General features: G+C 55.9%; 22 protein-coding genes and 1 pseudogene. 8 read left to right on the forward strand and 15 right to left on the reverse strand.

Annotated elements, in window-relative coordinates; genetic code table 11:
• Positions 1–127: 127 nt before the first annotated feature.
• From ABJO75_RS14315 to ABJO75_RS14325, 3 genes are read right to left on the reverse strand one after another with little or no spacing between them, the layout of a single operon-like run.
• Complete coding sequence (locus tag ABJO75_RS14315; RefSeq protein ID WP_348132770.1) at positions 128–1,087, reverse strand: PDR/VanB family oxidoreductase; 960 nt, start codon at positions 1,085–1,087, stop codon at positions 128–130.
• A gap of 11 nt (positions 1,088–1,098) precedes the next feature.
• Positions 1,099–1,938, reverse strand: a complete 840-nt coding sequence (locus ABJO75_RS14320) for a 3-methyl-2-oxobutanoate hydroxymethyltransferase (protein WP_348132773.1) — start codon at positions 1,936–1,938, stop codon at positions 1,099–1,101.
• 9 nt (positions 1,939–1,947) lie between these two features.
• On the reverse strand, positions 1,948–2,961 hold the full coding sequence (locus ABJO75_RS14325) for a sterol desaturase family protein (protein WP_348132776.1): 1,014 nt from the start codon (positions 2,959–2,961) through the stop codon (positions 1,948–1,950).
• 123 nt (positions 2,962–3,084) lie between these two features.
• Here ABJO75_RS14325 and ABJO75_RS14330 point away from each other — a divergent pair, with 123 nt between their 5' ends.
• Both ABJO75_RS14330 and ABJO75_RS14335 read left to right on the forward strand, forming a co-directional pair.
• Entirely contained in the window at positions 3,085–3,858 is a 774-nt protein-coding gene (locus ABJO75_RS14330; RefSeq protein WP_348132779.1) for an IclR family transcriptional regulator, read from the forward strand.
• A gap of 99 nt (positions 3,859–3,957) precedes the next feature.
• Positions 3,958–4,204: pseudogene (locus ABJO75_RS14335) on the forward strand (IS6 family transposase); the annotation flags it as partial.
• 278 nt (positions 4,205–4,482) lie between these two features.
• Here the strand turns inward: ABJO75_RS14335 and acnA are convergent.
• From acnA to ABJO75_RS14385, 10 genes are all read right to left on the reverse strand, one after another.
• Complete coding sequence (gene acnA, locus ABJO75_RS14340; RefSeq protein ID WP_348132782.1) at positions 4,483–7,059, reverse strand: aconitate hydratase AcnA; 2,577 nt, start codon at positions 7,057–7,059, stop codon at positions 4,483–4,485.
• Complete coding sequence (locus ABJO75_RS14345; RefSeq protein ID WP_348132785.1) at positions 7,059–8,111, reverse strand: AbrB family transcriptional regulator; 1,053 nt, start codon at positions 8,109–8,111, stop codon at positions 7,059–7,061. Before ABJO75_RS14345 ends, acnA begins: the two co-directional genes overlap by 1 nt.
• Complete coding sequence (gene rraA, locus ABJO75_RS14350) at positions 8,108–8,581, reverse strand: ribonuclease E activity regulator RraA (RefSeq protein WP_200867204.1); 474 nt, start codon at positions 8,579–8,581, stop codon at positions 8,108–8,110. The genes ABJO75_RS14345 and rraA overlap by 4 nt, the downstream gene beginning before the upstream one ends.
• Before the next feature lie 4 nt (positions 8,582–8,585).
• Complete coding sequence (gene otnC, locus ABJO75_RS14355; protein ID WP_348132789.1) at positions 8,586–9,227, reverse strand: 3-oxo-tetronate 4-phosphate decarboxylase; 642 nt, start codon at positions 9,225–9,227, stop codon at positions 8,586–8,588.
• Positions 9,224–10,501: a 3-oxo-tetronate kinase gene (gene otnK / locus ABJO75_RS14360; RefSeq protein ID WP_348132792.1), complete on the reverse strand. Its 1,278-nt coding sequence runs from the start codon at positions 10,499–10,501 to the stop codon at positions 9,224–9,226. The genes otnC and otnK overlap by 4 nt, the downstream gene beginning before the upstream one ends.
• 12 nt (positions 10,502–10,513) lie before the next feature.
• Positions 10,514–11,179: an aspartate/glutamate racemase family protein gene (locus tag ABJO75_RS14365; RefSeq protein WP_348132795.1), complete on the reverse strand. Its 666-nt coding sequence runs from the start codon at positions 11,177–11,179 to the stop codon at positions 10,514–10,516.
• An 84-nt stretch (positions 11,180–11,263) separates the two neighbouring features.
• Positions 11,264–12,349 carry an isocitrate/isopropylmalate dehydrogenase family protein gene (locus ABJO75_RS14370; protein WP_348132797.1) on the reverse strand — a complete coding sequence of 362 codons (1,086 nt, stop codon included), beginning with the start codon at positions 12,347–12,349 and terminating at the stop codon, positions 11,264–11,266.
• 50 nt (positions 12,350–12,399) lie between these two features.
• Positions 12,400–13,941 carry a tripartite tricarboxylate transporter permease gene (locus ABJO75_RS14375; RefSeq protein WP_025043855.1) on the reverse strand — a complete coding sequence of 514 codons (1,542 nt, stop codon included), beginning with the start codon at positions 13,939–13,941 and terminating at the stop codon, positions 12,400–12,402.
• 12 nt (positions 13,942–13,953) lie between these two features.
• Positions 13,954–14,385 carry a tripartite tricarboxylate transporter TctB family protein gene (locus ABJO75_RS14380; RefSeq protein ID WP_348132801.1) on the reverse strand — a complete coding sequence of 144 codons (432 nt, stop codon included), beginning with the start codon at positions 14,383–14,385 and terminating at the stop codon, positions 13,954–13,956.
• 66 nt (positions 14,386–14,451) lie between these two features.
• Entirely contained in the window at positions 14,452–15,441 is a 990-nt protein-coding gene (locus tag ABJO75_RS14385) for a tripartite tricarboxylate transporter substrate-binding protein (RefSeq protein ID WP_348132804.1), read from the reverse strand.
• A 381-nt stretch (positions 15,442–15,822) separates the two neighbouring features.
• Here ABJO75_RS14385 and ABJO75_RS14390 point away from each other — a divergent pair, with 381 nt between their 5' ends.
• On the forward strand, positions 15,823–16,749 hold the full coding sequence (locus ABJO75_RS14390) for a GntR family transcriptional regulator (protein WP_348132807.1): 927 nt from the start codon (positions 15,823–15,825) through the stop codon (positions 16,747–16,749).
• Positions 16,750–16,964: 215 nt separating this feature from the next.
• Entirely contained in the window at positions 16,965–17,141 is a 177-nt protein-coding gene (locus tag ABJO75_RS14395; protein WP_348132809.1) for a hypothetical protein, read from the forward strand.
• Between the two features lie 43 nt (positions 17,142–17,184).
• Here ABJO75_RS14395 and ABJO75_RS14400 read toward each other — a convergent pair whose 3' ends face one another.
• Both ABJO75_RS14400 and ABJO75_RS14405 read right to left on the reverse strand, forming a co-directional pair.
• The gene (locus ABJO75_RS14400; protein WP_348132811.1) at positions 17,185–18,117 is read right to left on the reverse strand and encodes a hypothetical protein; all 933 of its coding nucleotides are present in this window, start codon (positions 18,115–18,117) and stop codon (positions 17,185–17,187) included.
• Positions 18,118–18,138: 21 nt separating this feature from the next.
• The gene (locus tag ABJO75_RS14405) at positions 18,139–18,852 is read right to left on the reverse strand and encodes a TetR/AcrR family transcriptional regulator (RefSeq protein ID WP_348132813.1); all 714 of its coding nucleotides are present in this window, start codon (positions 18,850–18,852) and stop codon (positions 18,139–18,141) included.
• Positions 18,853–19,001: 149 nt separating this feature from the next.
• On the opposite strand from ABJO75_RS14405, the gene ABJO75_RS14410 reads away from it, so the two are divergent.
• Genes ABJO75_RS14410 through ABJO75_RS14425 form a run of 4 tightly spaced genes read left to right on the forward strand, consistent with a single transcriptional unit; the run spans position 19,002 to position 21,954 of the window.
• Positions 19,002–19,622, forward strand: a complete 621-nt coding sequence (locus tag ABJO75_RS14410) for a glutathione S-transferase (RefSeq protein WP_348132815.1) — start codon at positions 19,002–19,004, stop codon at positions 19,620–19,622.
• 30 nt (positions 19,623–19,652) lie between these two features.
• A complete protein-coding gene (locus ABJO75_RS14415; protein ID WP_348132818.1) occupies positions 19,653–20,321 on the forward strand; it encodes a cupin domain-containing protein in 669 nt (222 codons plus the stop codon).
• A 3-nt stretch (positions 20,322–20,324) separates the two neighbouring features.
• Entirely contained in the window at positions 20,325–21,386 is a 1,062-nt protein-coding gene (locus tag ABJO75_RS14420; protein WP_348132819.1) for an FAD-dependent oxidoreductase, read from the forward strand.
• A 7-nt stretch (positions 21,387–21,393) separates the two neighbouring features.
• Positions 21,394–21,954, forward strand: a complete 561-nt coding sequence (locus ABJO75_RS14425) for a TetR/AcrR family transcriptional regulator (RefSeq protein WP_348132822.1) — start codon at positions 21,394–21,396, stop codon at positions 21,952–21,954.
• Positions 21,955–22,146: the final 192 nt, after the last annotated feature.

The raw sequence follows: 22,146 nt of genomic DNA on the forward strand, positions 1-22,146 counted from the left end.
TTGTGAAACTATGATTTCGTAAAACAAAACTAATCCAGCATCGCCCGTTACGTCAATCTTTTTTGTTGAACCCCTTCGGGGTGCGATTTTGACGACCCATCAGAAGCTTAAAATCATACTCGGGCCCTCATAGATCGAGGACAATCTCAAGCCCCTTCGCGCGCGAGACGCAGAGGCACATCTGCTTGCCCGCGCAGCGCTGCTTCGGCGAAAGAAAACTGTCGCGGTGATCGGGATCGCCCTCGATAACATCGGTCACGCAGGTGCCGCAGACCCCCTGCTCGCAGGAGAAGGCGGCCGAAATACCATTGGCGTCCAGAACGCTGAGGATCGTTTCATCCGCTGCAACATCCAAGGTCAGACCGGTCCGGGACAGGCGCATCTGAAAAGCATGCGTCGGAGCACCAGAAAATGCGGCATTCGCGGCGAACCGCTCAAGATTGACCGCATCCGCAGGCCAGTACTCCAATGCGACGGACTCAGCGGCGTCCATGAATGGACCCGGACCGCACATATACACCTGACCACCCGAAACTGGGTCGGACAAGGCCGACCTTATCACCGCGTCCCGTTCTGCGGCCGGCAGTCCCTCGTGAAACCGCACCTTGTCGCCGTACCCGCTGTTGCAAAGCCGGTCGCGAAACGCGGTATGGGTCACGGAGCGCGTGACGTAATGCAAGACGAACGAACGTCCCAACGCATGCAGCCGGTCGGACATCGCGATGATCGGCGTAATGCCAATGCCCCCAGCCAGCAGAACGGTGTGCGCTGCAGTTTCATCCAGTGGAAAGTCGTTGCGGGGGCTCCCGATTTCCAGCCAGTCGCCTTCCTTCACCGCGCTGTGCATCAAATCCGAGCCGCCGCGCGAAGGGTGCACCTGCCGGACAGCAATCTGAAAATGCCGGCGGTCTTTGCCGTCGCCGCACAGTGAATATTGCCGGATAATGCCCTCGCCGCAATGTACGTCAATGTGCGCTCCGGGGGCGTAAGGAGGAAGCTTGAACAGCCCTTTTTTGGCCAACAGGAACGACCGAATACCCTCGGCTTCCTGGGTGACTTTCGCGACTTGCACGTTGATCAGTGTCATGAGATTGATCCTTAGCGATGCACTGGTTGCAGCTTGTCCAATCCCTCTCGCAGGGTCTCGAGCTCGTGCGCGGGCATGGACACCGAGTTAGCGGCATTCGGGAATGTCCCATCCAGTACCGCGGTGCGATACCCGGCCAATGCCCTTGACCTCTCGGCCGAGAGCTGTTTGCGGATGGAACCAACATTGCCAAATGCCTGGGCGTGGCGCGGTGGATATTCGGTGTCGCCGGACAGATCGGCCATGTAGGACAGGATGATGTCCCCCGCTGTCCCTGCGCCGATGGTCACAAGTACCAGATTAGTGTGCTTCTTGATCTCGACCAAAGCGTCTTCGGCAACGCATTCGACCTCTGCCGAATAGGCGCCTGCCTCTTCGAGACGTCGAAAATCCTTTAGCAGGCTCAAGGCCTCGTCTGCGGTCTTGCCAACAGTCCGAAGTCCGCCGAATTGCGTGGAGCGCGCGGGGAACAGACCTGTGTGACCCTGAACGCTGATCCCTTCTCGCGCGATACGCTCGATGGTGGTCAGACCGCGCGGCGAATAGATTGCATCGGCCCCCTTGGCCATCGTGTCGATGGCCCCGCCAAGCGCCTTATCTTCGGTCACATACTGCCGCATATATTGCGCCGCCGTGACAAAGATGTGAGGTGCGGCTGCGCGGACGCTCTCGATCTTGTCGCAGTCAATTGTCAACGTGTCGATCTGCTGCTCTGCGGCGGCGGCGGCTTCTTCTGCGTCAAAGGCTGTGACCTGCGTCATACGCTTACCTGTGGCCTTGTTGGCGACTAGGCACCCTACCGTCAGATTGCGTCGGGCGGACTGCCCACCATATGTATAGATGTGTTTCATGTCGGGGTCCTATTTCCGGGCGAAGATAAGTTTTTTACGAGCACGTATGCGCTTAGTTGCGGCATCGGTGCCGTCGTGGAAGCTGCCGAACCACCGATCCAGTGGCATTTCTTCCGAGCCGTAGTTGCACTCGAAAAACCGGTGGTGAAGTTGGTGGTGGAAAGAACCGGCCTTGATTGTTGCCTTGCCGCGCACCAGCAGCTTGTCAAATCCGGCATGAGAGTAGAGCGCGCCGAGGCTGAGTGAAAACATGTGAAAGATCACGTGGATCGGGTGCGAGGGCAGCACGAAATGGATCAGCAAGCCGGAGAAGTAGAGAAAGCCTTCGACCGGATGCATCGCCAACCCTGACCACGGCCCGACATTTACATTCCGGTGGTGCAGAGAATGCACCCGCTTGAAAAGCCACGGGAAATGTATGAGCCGGTGGATCCAGTAAAAGTGGAACGATTGCCAGAACCGCAGGACGAAAAAGAACAGTACGAACCAGATCGGCGACGCACCAATGCTGTCGAGCGTCGGCACCCACCCGTTGGCCGCGACATAGAAGTAAAGGATGCTCCAGCCGGTCCAGAACACGACCGACGAGGCTAGCGTCCAAAACACGTTGTCCCAGACCTGATCGCCAAACAGAAAGCGCGAGCTTTTCTCCATCGGGCGGACGTCGAACTTCAGGCGCATCTTTTGGCCTGCAAAAGCATAGAGATAGAGGTGCAGGACCGTTCCCAGAAGAATGGTCCAGCCAAAATTGATTGCAGCGATTTGCGCCATCCATCCCGGCGAAAGCTCCTGCATCGCGCTGTAGGACGGGAGCAGGAAGGCCACCGTGATCACCGCCAAAACGATATGGCTCAGGGGAGGTGCCAGCTTGAACCATGTGCCAAGCAACCATCGCAGGGCCTCCGCCGGCTTTGGGGGGATGTCAAACACCGGTGACATGGAAATCGGAAGGTTGGGGTGAAAGTTCCAATCCCGCGACCGACCGCTAGGTTGACTTTGCGGTCCAGCTTCGATGCGCGCCATGTTGAACCCTTTCGGATTGATGATGGAAGAATTTGATTGACAGTTCCGCCTGTCGGAACTATCGTTCTATTTATCGGGAATTCGTTCGTTGAGTCAAGCGATACGCGAGAGGCAAGTAATCCGATGCAAGTTTCGATGATTTCAAAGGCGCTGAGCCTGCTGTCACTAATCGGTCAGGCCAATCAACCGCTGACGTTCAGCGAACTGGTCACGCAAAGCGATCTCAGCAAGAGCACGGTTCACCGCATCCTCGGGATCCTGATGGACGAAGAAATGGTGCAGTGTCATTCGCGGATGAAGTGTTACCTTCTGGGTCAACGTGCATTCGATATCCTGCGACAGGCCTACGGAGGCTATGATTTGCAGTCGCTTGCAGTTGACGGCATGATGCAGCTTCAGAAAGACACTGGCCACAATACCTCCATCGCTGTTATCGATGGGGACTTCGCCGTTGTTCTAAGGGCGTTTGATGCAAACAAGTCATTCGGTGGCTACAACAGACCGGGATTGCGCGAACCCTTGCATGTCTGCGCAGCAGGGAAAGCGCTTGTCGCACACATGCCACCGCCGCTCTTTGAGGCGAAGTTCGAAAATTATGAGTTTTTGCGCCGAACTCCGCAAACCCTCACAACATTGGACGGATTTCGCAATGATCTCGCGGGCGTGCGCAGGCGCGGTTATGCCACCTGCAATCGCGAAGAATACGAATACGTTTTCGGTATCGCTGCACCAATTTTTAATTTCGTCGGCGAGGTTATCGCCGCTGTCAATCTCTGGAACACCGTTGATGAGACAGACATGAGTGGCCTCGAAGAGCATGCTGCCAAGCTGACCACCGTCACTCAAGAAATTTCAAGATTGATAGGCGGCGGAGCCGTGTTGCGCGGAAGTTGGTGACACTCAACCGCATGACAGCTCTCGGTCGTGCGGCGTATGAACGTGTCTTCTGGAGATTGCCAAATTGTTTGCCCGTCGGCTTTCAAATAGGCGATCGGTATGAAAATACCTTGCACGATGCCCAGGCTGAAAGGCTACCGTTTTCCTCGCGAGATCGTCACCTATGCGGTCTGGAGGTATCATCGGTTTGGGTTCAACACGGCGGACGTTGAGGATCTGCTTGCCGAACGTAGCGTGATGGTAGGCCGGGAAACGGACCGGAACTGGGTGAACCTGTTGGCCGCCATTTCGCCGAGTGCATCAAGTCCAACAGGCCGGGCGTCAGTGAAAAAGCGCTTGGCACATTCTTCAGATCACTGACGGCATTACCGTCAATATTTTCCAGATGTTGGGCGCCCTTGCGCAGCTTGTTGCATGGGTCAACAACTTGACGATGCCCCGCCACACTATCCACAACACAATCGGCCCTGAACGGACATCGGCGCAACCTCACGTTGCCCCAACGCGGCTTCACCAAACCGGTCATTCGTCTAATAATGCAGAGCATTTGACCAGATATGGTTACCGCAGCAGGTTTTTTGGGCAAATTGGCTGCGTTATTTGCCAAAAATGCCTGACAATATGTCAACTTAAACAAGATGTCAGGATACCAGACAACACACCACCCACTCGGAGGAGTTCGACTTCGTGTCGAGTTTCCACGGCGGCGCGACACAAAATACTCTGCACAGATCCATTTGGTCGATAACGTCGAACAGGTACCTTTTTCTGGACACCTATTCCGGCAATCGACGCATCAATTTCCAAAGTGTCTAACGCTGACAAGCCAGCAGATTGCGGGTCAAAATCGTCAGTAATTTGTACTGGCAAAATTCCCATACCGATCAGATTAGTACGGTGGATACGCTCAAAGCTGCGTGCGATAACAGCTCTGACACCCAGAAGCGCAACCCCTTTGGCCGCCCAATCACGACTTGATCCCATACCATACCGCTCCCCTGCGAGCAGCACTGCATTGTCCCCGCGCTGCACCATTGCTTCCGCAGCCTTGAACACCGGCATAACGCGCCCGTCTTCGAGGACGGTTTCATGAGGAGCCAACCCATCCTGTAGAAGATTGCGCACCAGTCTATTGGTAAACAAACCTCGGAGCATCACCTCCCAATTGCCGCGGTAGGCAGCGTAGACATTCAAGTCATCACACTTGGCGCCGTGAGAAACCAGCCACTGGCCGGCGGCGCTATCGGCAGAGATAGCACCCGCCGGAGAGATATGATCGGTCGTGATATCATCGCCCAACACCATCAGTGGCTTTGCCTGATAATGACCCAGCCGAGTCGGTTGCACTGCTGACGCGAATTTCGGGGGCCTGAGGTAGCGCGATGCCGCGTCCCACGGAAATTGGCTCTGGCTTGGCGCATCTATCTTGTTCCAGGCCACACTTTGGCTTGCACCGGCAAAGGCGCGGGGCACATCACCTGCGCTTTGTGCGTTAGTCAAAGCCACTGCTATATCCTCTGCATCGGGCCAGATATCGGCCAAAAAGATGTGCTCACCGTCCGTTCCAACCCCCAATGGATCAGTCGCAACATCTCCGTTCAAATCACCCTTCACGGCATAGGCCACGACCAAGGGCGGCGACGCAAGAAAGCCAAGATCAAGCTTGGGATGCACCCGGCCGGGGAAGTTTCGGTTGCCCGACAGAACAGCGGCAACCGCCTTTCCGTCATTTAGAGCAAGCTCGATTGCTTCCGGTAGCGGGCCGGAGTTTCCGATACAGGTGGTGCAGCCAAAACCGACGATATCAAACCCAAGCGCTGACAGATCACCGTCCAGTTCTGCCCGCTGCAGTAGCGCCCGCGCCGAGGGGGAGCCGGGGGCGAGGGATGTTTTTACCCACGGTGCCGAAGTCAGTCCCTTCTCCCGTGCATTTCGCGCCAGAATTCCAGCGGCGACAAGAAGCGATGGATCAGACGTATTGGTGCAACTGGTGATCGCCGCAATCGCCACTGCGCCGTCGGGGGTGCGGTTCTCATCCTTGTCGATGTGTCCAAGCGGTCGCCCGATTGCATTCTCTATCCGCGCTTGGGCATCGCGGGGCGCGCATCTGTCTTGAGGCCGACGAGGGCCGGCGATGATCGGCGCAATGGTCGATAAATCGATCTCTACCACCCTGTCGAAAGCCGGTGTGGCATCTGGATCGAACCAGAGCCCCATGGCGCGGAACGCGGGCTCGATCCGCGCGCAAAGCGCTGCACTTCGGCCAGTGCGCGCAAGGTAGTCGATTGTTGTTTTATCGACAGGAAAATACCCAGTTGATGCACCGTATTCCGGTGCCATGTTTGCGACAACGGCGCGCGCATCGGCACTTAGACTGGCAACCCCGGGGCCGAAAAACTCTACAAATTCGCCAGTGACCCCAATTTCACGAAGCCTGTGCGTCACTTCCAACGCGAGGTCAGTTGCGAAGCTTCCGGCGGGCAGGCACCCAATCAATCGCACGCCGACTGTTTTCGGAACCGCAAGCGATACCGGCTGGCCGAACATGACGCTTTCCGCTTCAAGCCCACCAACACCCCATGCCATTACACCGATGCCATTGATCATCGGCGTGTGGCTGTCTGTTCCCAATAACATGTCGGGATGCACAAAACCGTCTTTGCCCACCTCCAACGCGGTGGCAAGCTGTTCGAGATTGATTGTATGCATGATCCCGGTCCCGGGCGGATGCACCCGCACCCCCTCCATGCTTTCTGACGCCCACTTCATGAAAGCATAGCGCTCGGCATTGCGGATATACTCGTTCTTGGCATTGGTCTGGAAGGCGCCTGCGCTCGCATATTGATCTACTGCAAGCGAATGATCCACCGATACATCAACGGGCAAAGTCGGGCTCAATAATGCGGGGTCACCACCGGCGGCGGCGACAGCATCTCGCATTGCCGCGATATCGGCCAGCGCCGGTGTGCAGGTCGTGTCATGCATCAATAACCGATTGGGCAGAAATGAAAATTCGAACCCCATGTTGCCAGGATTGCGCATCGCTTCCAGCATCGGCTCAACCGCGCCACCGTTCCTAACGTGGTTCTCGCACAACAGCCTCAACACCATTGGCAAACGCGCCAGCGCTTTGCCCAGAATTCCGGGCAAATCTATGACCTGCAGGCTTGCCTCGCCTGCATCGACTGATACATTTTTCATTATCCGTCCTCAGGCTTTTTGATGATCCATGACAGCAAAAGAGGGGCCAGTATCAAGGCAAGCATGACCCGAAAAATGTGGTGTACCCCAACAAAGGCAACGTCCCCTCCGATGCTTAGCGCGATGATCGACATTTCCGCCAACCCTCCGGGCGAATACGCAAGTACCAGACCGACAGGATCCACCCCCACCAAGCCCGCGACCAGCAACGCCCCGGCAACTGCGATCCCAATTTGCAATGTGACAACCAGAACAGCCGCACCAAGCGCAGCCATCAGACTCTTCACAGAAACCCCTGCAAACCGCCCACCAACATTGATGCCGATAAATACCTGAATGACGATGGTGATCGTTGGGGGAACGTCGAATGCGGTCAAACCGCCAAGGTGCAGCCCCGCGCTGACCAGCATCGGTACAATCACAATCGGTGCCGGAAGCCGCACCCTGTCCCTCGCCAAAAGACCCGCAAAGATACAGATTGCGATCCAAAACCAGTCCGTCAAACTTAGCCCCGTAGCCTTGGTCGAAGCCCCCGCAGCGGGTTCAACCGTGGCGATCAGGCCAATCAGCAGCGGGATCACCAAAATCGCCAGCGCAATGCGCAGCGCATGGACAATGGCCACCTGTGTTTGGTCTGCGCCTTCACGCTCTGAAAGCAAGACCATCTCTGCGATACCACCCGGCATGGCGCAGAGGGCGGCCGTCACCGGGGCGAAACGCGCAACGCGGCGAAGGGCAAAAAAACCGACACCGAACATAACCCCCAGCAACAGTATCAGGAAAAGTAGGGTCACCCACCATGTGCCTAACGACGCAAACAGTTCATGGGTGAAGGCCGCGCCCAACATCAATCCGATGGCAGCACGGACTACATCCAGCAAAAGCACAGGCTTGCGTATCGGCAACTGCATCAATGATGCACTGGCGGTCACGATCATAGAGCCGATCATCCACCCCAAAGGTATGCCCGTCAGAGAAACGAGCCACCCGCCGGCACCTGCCAGAATAACGGTCGCCAGGATCGCGCCGAATGAACCAAGATGCGACTTCAAACCAGTTTCTTTTTACTGAAAAGCACCCCGTCCGCGTCCCCATAAACCCAGTCATCGGGCTCAAAGGCGACGCCACCAAAACTGATCTTTGTGCCTACCTTGCCCCAACCTTCTTTGGCGCTTTTGACAGGGGATGTACCAAGGGCAAAAACCAGTGTGTCCATCGTGTTAATATCCGCACTATCGCGAATTGCGGCGTTCAGGATCAGCCCCGCCCAACCGTTCTTGATCGCGAGCGCTGCAAGCATATCCCCCAACAGGGCGATCCGGGTAGAACCGCCCCCGTCAATCACAAGGATACGACCCTTGCCCGGAGTTTCCAGTTGCGCACGCACCTCGGTGTTGTCCTCAAAACATTTGACCGTCTGTATCTGCCCCGCGAAATGACTGCGGGTGCCAAATTGGCGGAACGGCAAATGAACCAAGGTTAAATCGGCGGCGTGATCATCAATCAGGTCAGCAGTTTTCATGTGACTATAATCCTTCGAATGTTTCGTTAAGTTCGGTCACTTGATCGGATGTCAAAAGGCGGGTTTTACGGCCTTCCAATGCGATCAGTAGTTTTGCGGTTTCTTCTAATTCTTCTGCCGCACAAACGGCTGAAAACAGATCTTTCCCGCTGACGACAGGGCCGTGATTGGCAAGCAGGGCTGCCGAAAACTCACCGTTCAGATCACGGATCATGTCCCCCATTTTGGGGTCACCCGGTTTGACATATGGCAATAGTTTCACGCGCCCCACACGCATCACAACATAGGGTGTCAGGGGGGGGATACAGTCATCAGGATCGGTGTCCGCAAGGCATGACAGCGCCGTCGCCCATGTGGAATGCAAATGCACAACCGCACCAGCCTGCGGCCGCGTTTCATAGAATGCCTGGTGCAGAAAGACTTCCTTTGAAGGGCGATCCCCAGACACATGTTTACCCGAGCTATCAACTTTAGAAATCCGGTCGGCCTCAAGCGATCCAAGCGTCGAATTGGTTGGCGTCATAAGTATGCCATCTGGCAACCTGGCAGACACATTGCCTGCACTGCCTACAGAAAACCCTCTGTCGAACAACGACTTACAAAGGCGCACCATCTGATGGCGAAGTTCTTTTTCCTGCTCGGTCATGATCGTCCCTCCATCATCCGCAGGGCTTTGGCAAAGAAGTCCGTTGCGCCGAAGTTGCCCGACTTGAGCGCCAACGCCACAGATGGTCCATCCCCCAAGGTCAGGATCGGAACGCCCGGGTCAATCTCTGCCCCGACCGTCATTGCCGCTTCACCCAGAACTTCGGTGACCGCTTGGGCTACCGCACCGGACGTTTCGCCACCTGCGACAACAATGCGCCGGTATCCTTTTGTAATCAGCGCCTTAGCGGTATCGGCGAAGAGGTTATCCAGTTTTTCAGCAACAGCTTCGCGCCCATACCGCGACTGGAGCGCGAGGACCTGATCAGGTGAGCCGGAGGAATAGGCCAAAGGTGCCCGCCCCTGATTTGCATCATAGAACGCCAACATTGTTTCGACCGTCACAAGGCCCTCCATGACCCCAGGGACATCAATGGCCAGGGTCGGATGCGCCTGCGCGTGCAGTTCAACCTGACCACGGGTTGCGCCAGAACATGACCCGGCCAGAATGGCCTCCGGCCCACTCAAATGGACCGCATCTGCCGCCCGCGCGTCAGGCTTTCTGCCCGCAATCAGGTTGCGAGGAAGCCCCAATGCAAGACCTGATCCTCCGGTAATTAGCTTGGCATCAGTAAGGGCCGCCCCAAGCGTCAACAGGTCTGCGTCGCTGACAGCGTCCGCAACAACATAGCGATCCGTCGCGCCATTGATCGCGTCGCGGGTTGGTTCTACGCCTTGGGAAATGATCGAAAGCGGGATGTGCCCGACGCCAGCCTTCGTCTGAAGGCGTAAGAATCGCCGCAAGTCCGGGTCCGTCATCGGTGTAAGCGGATGGTGCTGCATACCCGACTCGCTAAGCAGCGTGTCCCCGACAAACAAATGTCCTTGATAGACTGTTCGCCCCGTGGTCGGGAAAGCTGGGCACACCACGACCCCGGTCGCTTCAAGCGCTTCGGCCAATGCATCAGCCACCGGCCCGATGTTGCCCGCAGGTGTTGAATCAAACGTTGAGCAATATTTGAAGATAATCTGTTTGCAGCCCTGGGCCCTAAGCCAGTTCAGCGCATCCAGACTGTCACGCACAGCCTCTTGCACAGGCGCTGAGCGGCTTTTGAGCGAGACAACTCCGGCCTCGATACTCGCATCCGCCGGACCCGACGGCACGCCGGGGTATTGTGCCGTGCGCAAACCGCCTTCGGGCTGAACGCCTTTGGCAAGGGTGTTGGCGATGTCGCTCGCCCCCGTGAAGTCGTCTGCAATAACGCCAATCAGCATCGTCAGTCCTTTCTATTTCGCCTCAATGCGGCGCCGGATTTCGCGGATGGCAGACTCTGGGCTCGTAAGCACAGGGATTGCGACCGCACTACGAACCGCCTCTGCGGCTCCGGCCATGGAAAACTGTGCCAATAGAATGACGTCAGCCTCGTCTACCTTGGACGCAGTCTGGGCGATCAATTGATTGTGCCGGTCATTTTCGCCCGAGCGTTTGGCATCCAACGCGCCTTCGCAAAAATACGATGTGATTTGGGCGGCACTGCCCCTTGCAGCTGCTGTTTCGCGAAACTCTTCTTCCATACCGGCTGCGGCTGGTGGGAAGGTATAGATCATCGCAATCCGCTCTCCCTGCGAAAGCGCTGCATCAAACATCGCTTCATTGGGGTTCATCACGGGTATATCGGTTTGTGCATTCGCTTGGGCAATCGCCGTCCCGAAGGCCGAACAGGTAAACAAAATCCCGTCAGCATGAGCGGCTTGCGCGTATTGGCTGAGCGCTTTGATGCGATCCGACAATTCCTTTGACAGATCCGCAGCCTTTGAGCGATCAACTGAAAGCCCCTCTTCCAGAATGGATATGGTTTCGGCCTCTGGCCATAGGGATGCTGCTGCTGTTTCCACGGGCTCTATCGCGACCCGGGTGGCATGAATCAGGGCAATTCTTGGTGATGGTGTCATTATGATCAGCTTGAAAATGGGCGGTGACGCTACATGATGCAGCGCCACCTGTTTGTGCGGGTCATCAACCCACGGGGAGGTTCCTTAGGCCGCGACGGTTGCGCCTGCGACTTGTTGCGCCACAAGAGAGCCAAACGCGTCACAGTTCACGTTACCGCCAAGGTCGCGTGTCCGGTTGGATGGATCGTCGATGGTCGCGTCGACAGCGTCGGAAATGGCTTGACCGGCGTCCATGAGTTTCTGAATACCGCGCTGTTCGCCCAGCCAGCTCAGCATCATCGCCGCCGACAAGATCAACGAGGTCGGGTTCGCGACATTTTTATCTTGGATGTCCGGCGCTGAACCGTGTTGCGCCTGGGCACAACACAAACCGGTTTCAGCATTGGCATTGATCGAACCCGCCAGCCCGAGTGACCCGGACAACTCTGACGCCAAATCAGACAGGATATCGCCATAGAAGTTCGTCGCGACAACCACATCATAGGCTTCGGGTTTGCGCACCAAGAGCGCGGCATAGGCGTCGACGATAATCTCTTCGGTCTCAACATTGGGGAAGTCTTTGGCGACTTCGCGGAAGCATTCCAAAAACAACCCGTCCGTCATCAAAAAGGAGTTAGCCTTGTGGATGGCGGCCACCTTCTTTTTGCGCTGCATCGCCAATTTGAATGCCTCGCGGCAGATCCGCATCGACCCGTGACGGGTGATTTTGCGCACGGACAACGCCATATCAGGGTCAGGCATCATTTCACCCACGCCCTTGAACATGTTGCGATCAGGATAAAAACCTTCTGTCGCTTCACGCATGATCACCAGATCCATGCCCGGAGCCTTGTTCGGGATAAAGTCGCGGGTCCGGGCCGGGCGCACATTGGCATAAAGGTCCAGCCCGATACGGAACCCGGCGGAGACATTCCGCCCCCCTTCAGCCAAGGGTGGGTAGTCCATGTGCGATTGAGTACCAAGGATCACGCCGTCAAATTCGGTACGTGCGCGATCCAACACGCTTTCCTGTAGAGTGATGCCATGCTTCTTCAGGCTGTCAAACCCCGAGATTTCTTCTTCGAATGTCAGGCCCAAATCAAAGCGCTTGTTGGCGGCCTCGACTACTTCGAGCGTCGCTGCCATGATTTCAGGGCCAATACCATCGCAAGGCAGTGTCATAATACGCATCTTTAGTCTCCTTAGATCGGCACTGTGGCCGTTGTCATTTACAAGCCGGCTTAGTCGCCGACGAATTCTTCTTCATTGCGTGCAGCTTCCATGCGCTTTTTCATCCGGCGGCCCATCAGCATAGGCAGGACGAAACCGGTAATCGCGACGCCCCAAAGGATGATGGCAAGCGGACTACCAACAAGGATCAACCAGTCGCCATCCGAGATTGTCATGGCACGACGCAGGTTCACCTCCATTTGGTTGCCCAGCAGAATCCCGAGGATCACCGGAACGAGTGAGACATCAAGCTTGCGCAAGACCCAGCCCATGATGCCAAAACCAACCATCAACATCACATCAAAGCTGGAACCCGTGATGCTGTAGATGCCGACAAAGGAAATCATCGCGACGATGGGCATCAGGATTCGGGTGGGCACCATCAACACGCGGGTAAAGATGCCGACGAGCGGGATGTTCATCGCCAAGAGGATAAAGTTCGCGATGAACAGCGAGGCGATAAGCCCCCAGACAACATCTGGATTTTTCTGGAAAAGCAGCGGCCCGGGCGTGATATTCAACTGCAACAATACGGCAAGCAGAACGGCTGTGGTGCCTGATCCAGGCACGCCAAGGGCAAGCATGGGAACAAGTGCACCACCCGAAGCTGCGTTGTTGCCCGCCTCTGGTGCGGCAACGCCGCGAGGGTCGCCTTTACCAAAGGTTTTGCCGTCCCGATCAACAGTCTGCTTTTCAAGGGAATAGGCCAGGAATGATCCCAAGGACGCACCCGCGCCCGGCAGGACGCCGGAGAAGAAACCAATGCCCGTGCCCCGCGCCATTGAGGGGATACAACGCTTGATCATGGCAAAGTCAGGCATGATCCGCCCAACCTTTGTGGCCTTGGCTGAACCAACAGCCCCACCACGGTGATGCTCAAGGAATATGAACACCTCGCTAAGGGCAAACAGACCCACGATGGCGATCAGGAAATCGATCCCGTCATACAGATGGATATGATCAAAGGTGAACCGCTGCGACCCAGTTTGCGAGTCGCTGCCAATCATTGCAATCCCAAGGCCAAGCGCCGCCGCAAAAGCCGACTTTGCCTGATTGGTCGATGAGATGCCGCCAAGCGTCGCAAATGCCACAGTAAAGAGAACGAAATATTCGGCTGGGCCAAACAACAGGGCGACCTTGACCAACTGCGGTGCAAGAATGACCAGCCCGCATGTGGCAAAGAACGCGCCGACAAAGGATGCAACACCGGACAGGGAGAGCGCCTCCCCCGCCTTGCCTTGCAGGGCCATTGGGTAGCCATCCAGACAGGTCATCATGGCTGGTTCATCGCCGGGTATGTTCAGCAGGATCGAGCTGATCCGGCCACCATACATCGCGCCGTAGTAAACGCTGACCAATAGGATCAACGACGCAACAGGCCCCAACCCCAGTGAAAACGCGATCGGGATTAGGATGGCCACACCGTTGGCGGGGCCAAGCCCTGGAAGCGCGCCCATAAGCGTGCCAAGAAAACACCCCATGACAGCCAGAAACAGATTTTGCGGGGTTAGGGCGATGGCAAAGCCATCGGCGAGAAGTGCTAAGGTATCCATGCGCTGACCTCCTCAGAAACCAAGTGGACCTTTGGCCAATGCAAGGCCGAGGATCAGGTGAAATACGACGTAAATGCCAATAGATGTGCACAAGCCAACGACAAGCGACCAAAGCGGTGCAGTCCCCAAACGCCACGTCAGGTAGGCCGTTGCAAAGATCGTGGAGATTACGAAACCAAGCTCTGGCAAGGCAAAGCAGTAGGCGAACATCACCGCCGCAGCGAAGACGATTTCCGTGAACTCTCGCATGTGCGGCCAGTCGGGTTCGTCATCGGGGCGCAGGATAAAATACAGCGAACAAAGCGCAATGATTGTGCCCACGATATAGGGAAATGCCCGTGGCCCCACCACATCGACCATGAAGCTGTCTTTGATAATTGATGCGGCCCAGATGTAGAAAATGGCCAAGGCCAATCCAAAGCCGCCGAATATGCGATCACTCATGCTTGCCTCCCCAAGGTGTGAGATAGGCCCGAACTGCCAAAGCCGTTCGGGCCAGGTTATTAAATTTTATTGGATGATGCCGATCTCACGGGACAGCTTTTCGATATCGGCAATGCTGCCTGCAACGAAGTTGTGCATGTCATCGCCAAAATTGTTGAAGGGCGCGATTGCAGCCTCTTCCAATGTGGCCTGAAACCCGGGATCTTCCGCCATTGTCTGGATCGCATTTGACCAGAACTCTTTGGCCTCGTCCGACGCACCTGCTGGCATGTACAGGCCGCGCCAGTTTGCCCCAATTACGTCATAACCTTGCTCGCGTGCCGTTTGGATATCGGGAAAGTTCTCAAGGCGTTCGGGTGCCATGATGCCGATGATGCGGATATCACCAGATTCCAGAAAACCGAGCATTTCGGAGAAGTCACCCGAAAGCGCCTCGACAGAACCCGACAACAGCCCCGTCATTGCCTCCCCACCGCCGTCGAACGAGACGTATTTCATCTTTGTCACATCTTCCAAGCCGGCCTCACGCGCGACAAGCATCGGCTTGATGTGGTCATAGCTACCAACAGACGAACCGCCAGCAATGCCAACGGAACGCGGGTCTGCGAGGATCGCGTCCATCATTTGCGTCAACGTCTCGAACTCGGAGTCCGCACGAACAGCGATCGCGCCATATTCCGCGCCGAAGGTAGCAAGGAAGTGAACGTCGTCCTGGGTCGCACCCTCATAAATGCCCTGCGCGATACGGGCGCTGGTGCTCATTGAGGCGGCGACAATCAGGTTGTTGTCTTCGTTGCGTTCTTTGGTGACATGCGCAAAGGCAACACCACCACCGCCACCAGACATGTTTGTGACCTGCATGGAATCTTCGATAACGCCAAGATCAAACAGGTAGCGTGCCGTCGTGCGGCAGATAAAATCCCAACCCCCACCCGGGTTGGATGGTGCGATGCACTGCGGGCTTTCCGGTTGAAAATCCTGTGCTGTAGACGCTGTTGCAGCAGAAAAAGTCGCTGCCAAAGCGACGGCGCCAATACGAGTGTGTTTTGCGAACATTTTGTGTCCTCCCATGTGTTGTCCTCCGTAGTGCGAATCTCGCACTGGGGTCATGATTGCTTATTTACACACAAAAAGCCAAATACTTTTTGCTCTTTTGCGGCCAAAAAGCCAAAACAACACCTCAACCGCGCAACGATGATCTGCAACACACTGACAGAATTGACTAATTTCGCATGTAAAACATTTCGGCCGTCTTACCCGTTGGCAGGAACGCCTGTAATTCTTTGGAAAATCTCCCCGTTCATCATGGGAGAGGCGGCCTGTCTTCTCCATCAACGCAGGATTTCGGTTTTTTCCGTATACAAAACCAAAGAACTGGTCCTATGCTGAGGCTCAGGTACAATCTGCACCCAACTCAAGGCGACATCGGAGGTTATGATGGCTGCACGAACCAGCGAGCTTTCCACGAATATTTCCAATCGGTTACTGCATGATATCGTCTCTGGAACATTGTCGGGCGGGCAACATATCAGCGCTCAGAACATCGCAGACCGGTATGGCGTCTCCCGCACCCCAGTCAGGGAAGCACTTGAAAATTTGGCAATTCAGCAAGTTCTTACCCGCCAGCCCAACAGAGGCTACTTTGTTTCGGAGCGCCTTCCGGAGAGCTTTAAAGACGGGTTAACAGACGCGGTGCCAGCAGATGCGGATGACTATCAGACCTTTGCAAACGACTGGCTGACCAACCAAATTCCCGAAGAGGTCGCCGAACAGTTCTTGCGGCAGCGATACGGCTGGACCAAAGCCAAAGCCGCAGATCTGCTTGTCAGGGCCGTTCGCGAAGGTTGGGCAGAACGCAAAGAGGGGTACGGGTGGCGCCTTCTTCCAGTAGCCAAGACCCCAGAGGCTTTCGATGAAATTTACAGGTTCAGAATGGCTATCGAACCCACGGCCATGCTGGAGCCCTCTTTTCAGCTGGATCACAAGATCCTCGATGAACAGCGTCGTATTCAGGAAGGTATGCTAAATATGGATCTAAGCAGCACACCTGGCGAAGCTCTTCTTCAAAACGGCGCGCTCTTCCACGAGGAACTTATCAAACTATCGGGAAATCCCTTTTTTTACATGGCCCTTCAAAGGGTAAACCGGATGCGCCGATTAATGGAGTATCGCGCCGAAGTGAACTGCGAGCGTTTGATTGAACAATGCACCGAACACTTGGAAATCCTGTCATATCTGGAATCAGGCAATGTCGCAGACGCGTCTTACAGGATGCGACAACACCTGAGTGGTGCCCTCAAGCGCAAATCTCCATTGGCACGGAACTGGGCACACGATAGGGAGCGAAATGATGAAAATCTCTAAAACTCGGAATGTGAATTTTCGATCAATCGCCTTGGTCGCCCACGATCTGAAAAAAGACACGATGATCGAGTGGGCACGTTCGCATAGATCGACATTGGTTGAATTCGCTCTCTACGGGACAGGAACCACCGGAGGACGGCTTTCTCGCGCAGTGGATTTGGGCATTACCTGCCTGAAAAAGCGGGCCTCTGGGCGGGGACGCGCAAATTGGGGCGATGATTGCCGAGAGACGCCCCGATGCTCTGTTCTTCTTCATCGACCCGCTTTCGGCCTTGCCCCACGACGACGACGTTAAATCCTTGCTAAGAATCGCAACTCTTTACAACACGATCCTGGCGATCAACGAAGCGACTGCGTCTCGCATTATCGCTCAGCTTCACCATGACGTTTGAGCAGAACACCTGTGGGACGTGGGTCAGGCCTACATTCGGCAGATCAGTCAGAACGTGGCCTGAACGGCTCAAGCACTTCGACATCGACGGACAGAATACGCGCAAACCGTTCAGTCACGTCGTTGGTCGCGGTCCAGTTGTGTCGCGTCTTCGCCACCATCTCGTTTCCATCCGGCAAGATTCCGGCCCAATCGAAATCAACAGTCATACCATAGGTGCCGTCAGCATTTTCCATAACTGAAATTTCGCTGATAACATGCGTGCTGGCCTCAACTTGCGACCCAGGACCAGCAAGCCAGGCCTCAAACTCCGCAAAGTCGGTGATTACCCCGGAGGAGAAGTTGAGGGTAAATCCATCCGCCAAAATTTCACGAACGGGTTCAGGGTTGCGAGACGGGTCTTCAATCAACGCCAACCAATAATGCACCAGACTGCGCAGGCGGTTCTCGGCATAGGCATCGATGAATTCATCGGCTGTGCCATCAGAGTTTTGCCCGATTGTGATCTCGGTAAACTTGGGCAGCACACTTTCGGTAGGGGCCAGTGACATTGTGTAAGTCAGGTCAGCCGCCCGAATGCCGCCATCCTCCAAAAGGCCAGCGTTAAGGTATGTGATATCTGCGGTCAGGGCCATTGACCCATCATCATTGATGCTGACCTGAACATCGCGGACATGATGTGCATTTTGCCAGTTTTGTGGAAGCTGGCCAACCCTCTCTGCATATTGCTCATGCCCCTTTGCAGTCCCCAAACCAGAAGTCACAGCTACGTCTTCGGCAAGGATATCCAGTGCATTTTCGATCCCCCCCTCAGCGCGTTCATAGACCTGATACCAACGGTGATATTGCGCCAGCGCACCGTGTTCCAAATAGCCGTTTTTAATCTGTGTCAGTGTCATGCCATCTGCCGATGCTGTTGTTGCGGTGGTAAATCCGAGAACCGTCGCGAGCGCGAGGGAAGTGAGGGTTTTCTTCATGTTTTACGTCCTTTTGAACTGTCAGTCGGGTAAGTTTCCAAAGGAAGGCTTAGCCGAGACCGACAGCCAAACACGCTCAAACACCAGCCCAAGCGCTTCTTCAGAAGGTTGTTCATTGGCCAACACGCCCAAGCGGGCCAATTGCATTGCCGGGGCAATCAGCAGCGTCGTAACCGTCGGAACGGGCATATCGACGACCGCGCCCTCATCTATGCCACGCTGGATCAATGCTGCGATTTCAAGCTGCATATCCGCTACTTTTCGCGCCTGTTTTTTACTCAGTATCTGCGCCGCGCCTGCATATTCGACGAACATAAAGTCCATCGGATGGGCCGCCACAAATCCGAAAAGGTCAAACCACATTTTGCGAATCATGGATTTGGCGTCCGGGTCGCCCGCCGAGGACATCATAAGGGTATGAATTTCGGTCTTGATCTGAAGAAAGACCTTCCTCAGCATATCTTCCTTATTCTCGAAGTGTAGGTAGATCGTTCCAGCCGACATGCCAGCGCGTTTGGCAACGGCCCCGACCGAAGTTGCGCCGATACCCTGTTTCGCAACTTCCTGAACAAGTGCAGTGCGTATTTTTGCCTGTGTGGCTTCGGGCGGTAAGCGTTTCAAATCGGAACCGTTATAGTAATGAATATTCATTTCTTTTTTCTGACTGCGTTGGGTAATGTCAAGGCAGCAACCCAACTTTCGCGAGGCGCACGGTGCTTGGCGTCTACTTTTCATAAGTCTTGCCCATGCCCGTTTTGCGTAGGCACCTAACCAAGACGCGATGCTTGCATAGCTTTCCCTCCTTCATGCGCTCTCAATTTCGTGATTTGCCCAAATTATCTACCTACTGATAGATAGAGGCCAGAAATGCAGGAGAACACACCATGAAGATTTACGACATTGAAGGATTTCCAAACCCCGCCCGCGTGCGCATCGCTCTTGCCGAGAAAGGCGTTTCCGAACAGGCGGAATTCATCGCCGTGGATGTCATGGGGGGCGAACATCGCACCGACGCGTTCAAAGCAAAGAACCCCGATGCGACTGTCCCCTGCCTTGAACTGGACGATGGGTCCCACATCGCCCAGTGCAATGCGATTACCGAATATATCGACGCCACCTATGACGGCCCCTCCCTGACCGGAACTACGCCAAAGCAACGTGCGCATATTTCGATGATGAACGCCCGCGCTGAAGCAGGCTTGCTGAACGCCGTGGGTGCCTATTTCCACCATGCGACACCGGGGCTGGGTGCCGAGTTGGAAACCTACCAATGCGCTGAATGGGGAAATAAGCAAAAAGAGGTCGCAGCCACGACGATGACCTACCTCGATGGCGTTTTGGCCAAAAACGACTATGTTGCGGGTGATAGCTTTTCGTCTGCGGATATCACGACATTTGCGGGGCTGGCCTTTGCGGATTTTGCCAAAGTAGACATTCCGCAATCTCTAAAACATCTTCAAGCTTGGCGCGCAAAAGTTGCGCAACGGCCATCCATCGCGGGTTAAGCGCACGCCTTCACGACAAGGAATTGAACAATGAACTTGAATGCAGATTTCGACAGCCCCGTTGTCGTTCACTCTGACCAGTTGGAGTGGCAGGCCTCGCCCATGAAGGGGGTAGACCGGCGCATGCTGGACCGCATCGGCGGCGAGGTGGCACGGGCCACAACCATCGTCCGCTACGCACCGGGCAGCGCATTTTCGGCGCACACGCACACAGGCGGTGAAGAGTTCATCGTGCTGGAGGGCGTGTTTCAGGACGAGCATGGCGATTTCCCTGCCGGCACCTATGTGCGCAACCCGCCCACAACATCGCACACCCCCAGCTCGGCCGAGGGCTGCACGATCTTTGTCAAACTGTGGCAGTTCGATATGGAGGACCGCACACAGTTCCGCAAAACGATGGCGGAGAAATTGGCCGCACCCGTTGAGGGCGTGGCGACGGCGATCCTGCACAAGGACGACCGCGAGGTCGTCAGCTACAGCCACATTGATGCGGAAGCGACGCTGAAATCGCAAGCAGAGGGCGGCATTGAGGTGCTAGTTATTGGCGGCAGCATCACAGTCGGCGGCGACGTGCTGCAAAAGAACGATTGGCTGCGCCTGCCGGATGGGGAAACCCTGTCGGCCGTCGGCGGGGCGGAGGGTGCCAAATTGTGGATCAAAACGGGCCACCTGCCCTTTGCAAAGGCGCCTCAGGCGTAAATGATGCACACCGATACCCTTATCATCGGGGGCGGGCTTGCAGGGCTATCCCTTGCAAGCCGCCTGACGGATCTCGGCCAGAGCTTTCTTTTAGCCGAGGCACGCGACCGCCTTGGCGGACGGATCTCGGCAGTCCGGCATGAAGGGGCCACTTACGATATGGGTCCAGCGTGGTTCTGGCCCGGCCAGCAGCGGATCGCAAAACTGATCAGTGATTTAGGGCTGAGACGCTTTGCTCAATACTCCCGAGGCGATCTGATGTTCGAGAACACACAGGGGCAGACCCAACGCGGTCAGGGATTCTCATCCATGCAGGGGTCCTACCGTCTTGAAGGTGGCTTGATCCGCCTGATTGAATGCTTGTCCGAGAGCGTTCCAGCAAGCCATCTGCGTCTATCCTGTGCAATCACCGCCCTGACGAAGCAAGGCGATACCGTCACCGCACAGTTGCACGGTGGCCGCACAATCACCGCAGGCCGCGCCGTGCTGGCGCTCCCGCCCCGTCTCGCTGCGCAGATCACCTATGCCCCCGCCTTGCCCAACACTTCCATGGAAGCCATGCACCAAACTGCGACATGGATGGCGGGCCATGCCAAGGCTGTTGCCATCTATGACCGACCTTTCTGGCGCGAAGTTGGACTGTCGGGCAATGCAATGAGCCGTCTTGGCCCTTTGGCGGAGATTCACGATGCCTCCCCCGCGCAAGGCGGGCCTTATGCTTTATTCGGCTTCCTCGGCGTACCGCCCCAAGCGCGCAACGATGAACATGCGCTCAGACAGCACATACTTTCGCAACTTACCCGTCTCTTCGGTTCGCAAGCCGCGACGCCTTTGAGCCTCAGCATAAAGGACTGGGCAATTGATCCCTTCACGGCCAATGCACAGGACCAGCAACCACTTTATGCCCATCCAGACTACGGCCTGCCGGCAACACTCTGCGGATTGTGGGACGGCAAGCTGATATTTGGCGGCACCGAAGTCGCGCAGCAATTTGGGGGCTATCTGGAAGGGGCTTTGGAAGCCGCGGAAAATGCGTTAAGGCTGCTGACCAAACCCGAAAGATAGAACCGACGTGGCACAAGACACCAAAACAAACCTCTTGGAAATCGCTGAAACAGCCGCCCGCAGCCGCGGGTTTGATGGATTCAGCTATGCCGATCTGGCCGAGGTCTCGGGCATTCGCAAGGCATCTATCCATTACCACTTTGCCACCAAAGCGGTGCTTTCTGCCGCGCTCATGGATCGCTATCATGCATCGGTCGAACAGGTCTGCGCCGATATAGACGCAACGCACCAAAGCGCGGCCGATAGGTTGGCAGCATTGGTAGCCTTTTACCGCAATGCCTTGGGCGGCGGTGAAACATTATGCCTTTGCGTGGCATTTACCATCAGCCGTGACAGCCTTGCGGATGAAGTGAAGGACAAAATCGTCGCCTTCCGATCCATGATGACCACATGGATCACAGACCTGTTTGAGCTGGGCAAACGGGATGGCACCATTTCAGCGGTAGGCGTCCCTGAAGCGGAAGCACACGCAACCCTTGCCACGCTCGAAGGTGCACATCTCGCCGCGCACGCCGAGCATGACCTCGCCGCGTTTGACAAGGCGACTAAGCTACTGATGGCCCGCTAACGTAAGTCACGCCAACACCGGTCGAAGACATAACCGATTTTGGCCTGCTGCGACCATGTTGCAGGGATCAAGTTTTAGGCGAGTTTGTCCCAAACCCATTTGTCTCAGAAGACACGCTCATATGCCGCACGACCGAGAGCTGTCGTGCGGTTGAGTGCTTTTGAGGCAATTTGCGCTTCAGCGATTTGATTG

This window comes from Sedimentitalea sp., from assembly GCF_039973035.1.
In the GTDB taxonomy this organism is placed as follows: Bacteria; Pseudomonadota; Alphaproteobacteria; order Rhodobacterales; family Rhodobacteraceae; genus Sedimentitalea.

Bases quoted from the DNA above. Each gene is read 5' to 3' on its own strand.
- ABJO75_RS14380 (WP_348132801.1), bottom strand. From the start codon at position 14,385: ATGAGTGATCGCATATTCGGCGGCTTTGGATTGGCCTTGGCCATTTTC.
- ABJO75_RS14365 (WP_348132795.1), bottom strand. From the start codon at position 11,179: ATGACACCATCACCAAGAATTGCCCTGATTCATGCCACCCGGGTCGCG.
- otnK (WP_348132792.1), bottom strand. From the start codon at position 10,501: ATGCTGATTGGCGTTATTGCAGACGACTTCACGGGGGCGAGCGACATC.
- ABJO75_RS14370 (WP_348132797.1), bottom strand. From the start codon at position 12,349: ATGCGTATTATGACACTGCCTTGCGATGGTATTGGCCCTGAAATCATG.
- ABJO75_RS14420 (WP_348132819.1), top strand. From the start codon at position 20,325: ATGCACACCGATACCCTTATCATCGGGGGCGGGCTTGCAGGGCTATCC.
- ABJO75_RS14390 (WP_348132807.1), top strand. From the start codon at position 15,823: ATGGCTGCACGAACCAGCGAGCTTTCCACGAATATTTCCAATCGGTTA.
- ABJO75_RS14375 (WP_025043855.1), bottom strand. From the start codon at position 13,941: ATGGATACCTTAGCACTTCTCGCCGATGGCTTTGCCATCGCCCTAACC.
- ABJO75_RS14400 (WP_348132811.1), bottom strand. From the start codon at position 18,117: ATGAAGAAAACCCTCACTTCCCTCGCGCTCGCGACGGTTCTCGGATTT.
- ABJO75_RS14410 (WP_348132815.1), top strand. From the start codon at position 19,002: ATGAAGATTTACGACATTGAAGGATTTCCAAACCCCGCCCGCGTGCGC.
- ABJO75_RS14385 (WP_348132804.1), bottom strand. From the start codon at position 15,441: ATGTTCGCAAAACACACTCGTATTGGCGCCGTCGCTTTGGCAGCGACT.
- otnC (WP_348132789.1), bottom strand. From the start codon at position 9,227: ATGACCGAGCAGGAAAAAGAACTTCGCCATCAGATGGTGCGCCTTTGT.
- ABJO75_RS14415 (WP_348132818.1), top strand. From the start codon at position 19,653: ATGAACTTGAATGCAGATTTCGACAGCCCCGTTGTCGTTCACTCTGAC.
- ABJO75_RS14395 (WP_348132809.1), top strand. From the start codon at position 16,965: ATGATTGCCGAGAGACGCCCCGATGCTCTGTTCTTCTTCATCGACCCG.
- ABJO75_RS14325 (WP_348132776.1), bottom strand. From the start codon at position 2,961: ATGGCGCGCATCGAAGCTGGACCGCAAAGTCAACCTAGCGGTCGGTCG.
- ABJO75_RS14315 (WP_348132770.1), bottom strand. From the start codon at position 1,087: ATGACACTGATCAACGTGCAAGTCGCGAAAGTCACCCAGGAAGCCGAG.
- rraA (WP_200867204.1), bottom strand. From the start codon at position 8,581: ATGAAAACTGCTGACCTGATTGATGATCACGCCGCCGATTTAACCTTG.
- ABJO75_RS14330 (WP_348132779.1), top strand. From the start codon at position 3,085: ATGCAAGTTTCGATGATTTCAAAGGCGCTGAGCCTGCTGTCACTAATC.
- ABJO75_RS14405 (WP_348132813.1), bottom strand. From the start codon at position 18,852: ATGAAAAGTAGACGCCAAGCACCGTGCGCCTCGCGAAAGTTGGGTTGC.
- acnA (WP_348132782.1), bottom strand. From the start codon at position 7,059: ATGAAAAATGTATCAGTCGATGCAGGCGAGGCAAGCCTGCAGGTCATA.
- ABJO75_RS14320 (WP_348132773.1), bottom strand. From the start codon at position 1,938: ATGAAACACATCTATACATATGGTGGGCAGTCCGCCCGACGCAATCTG.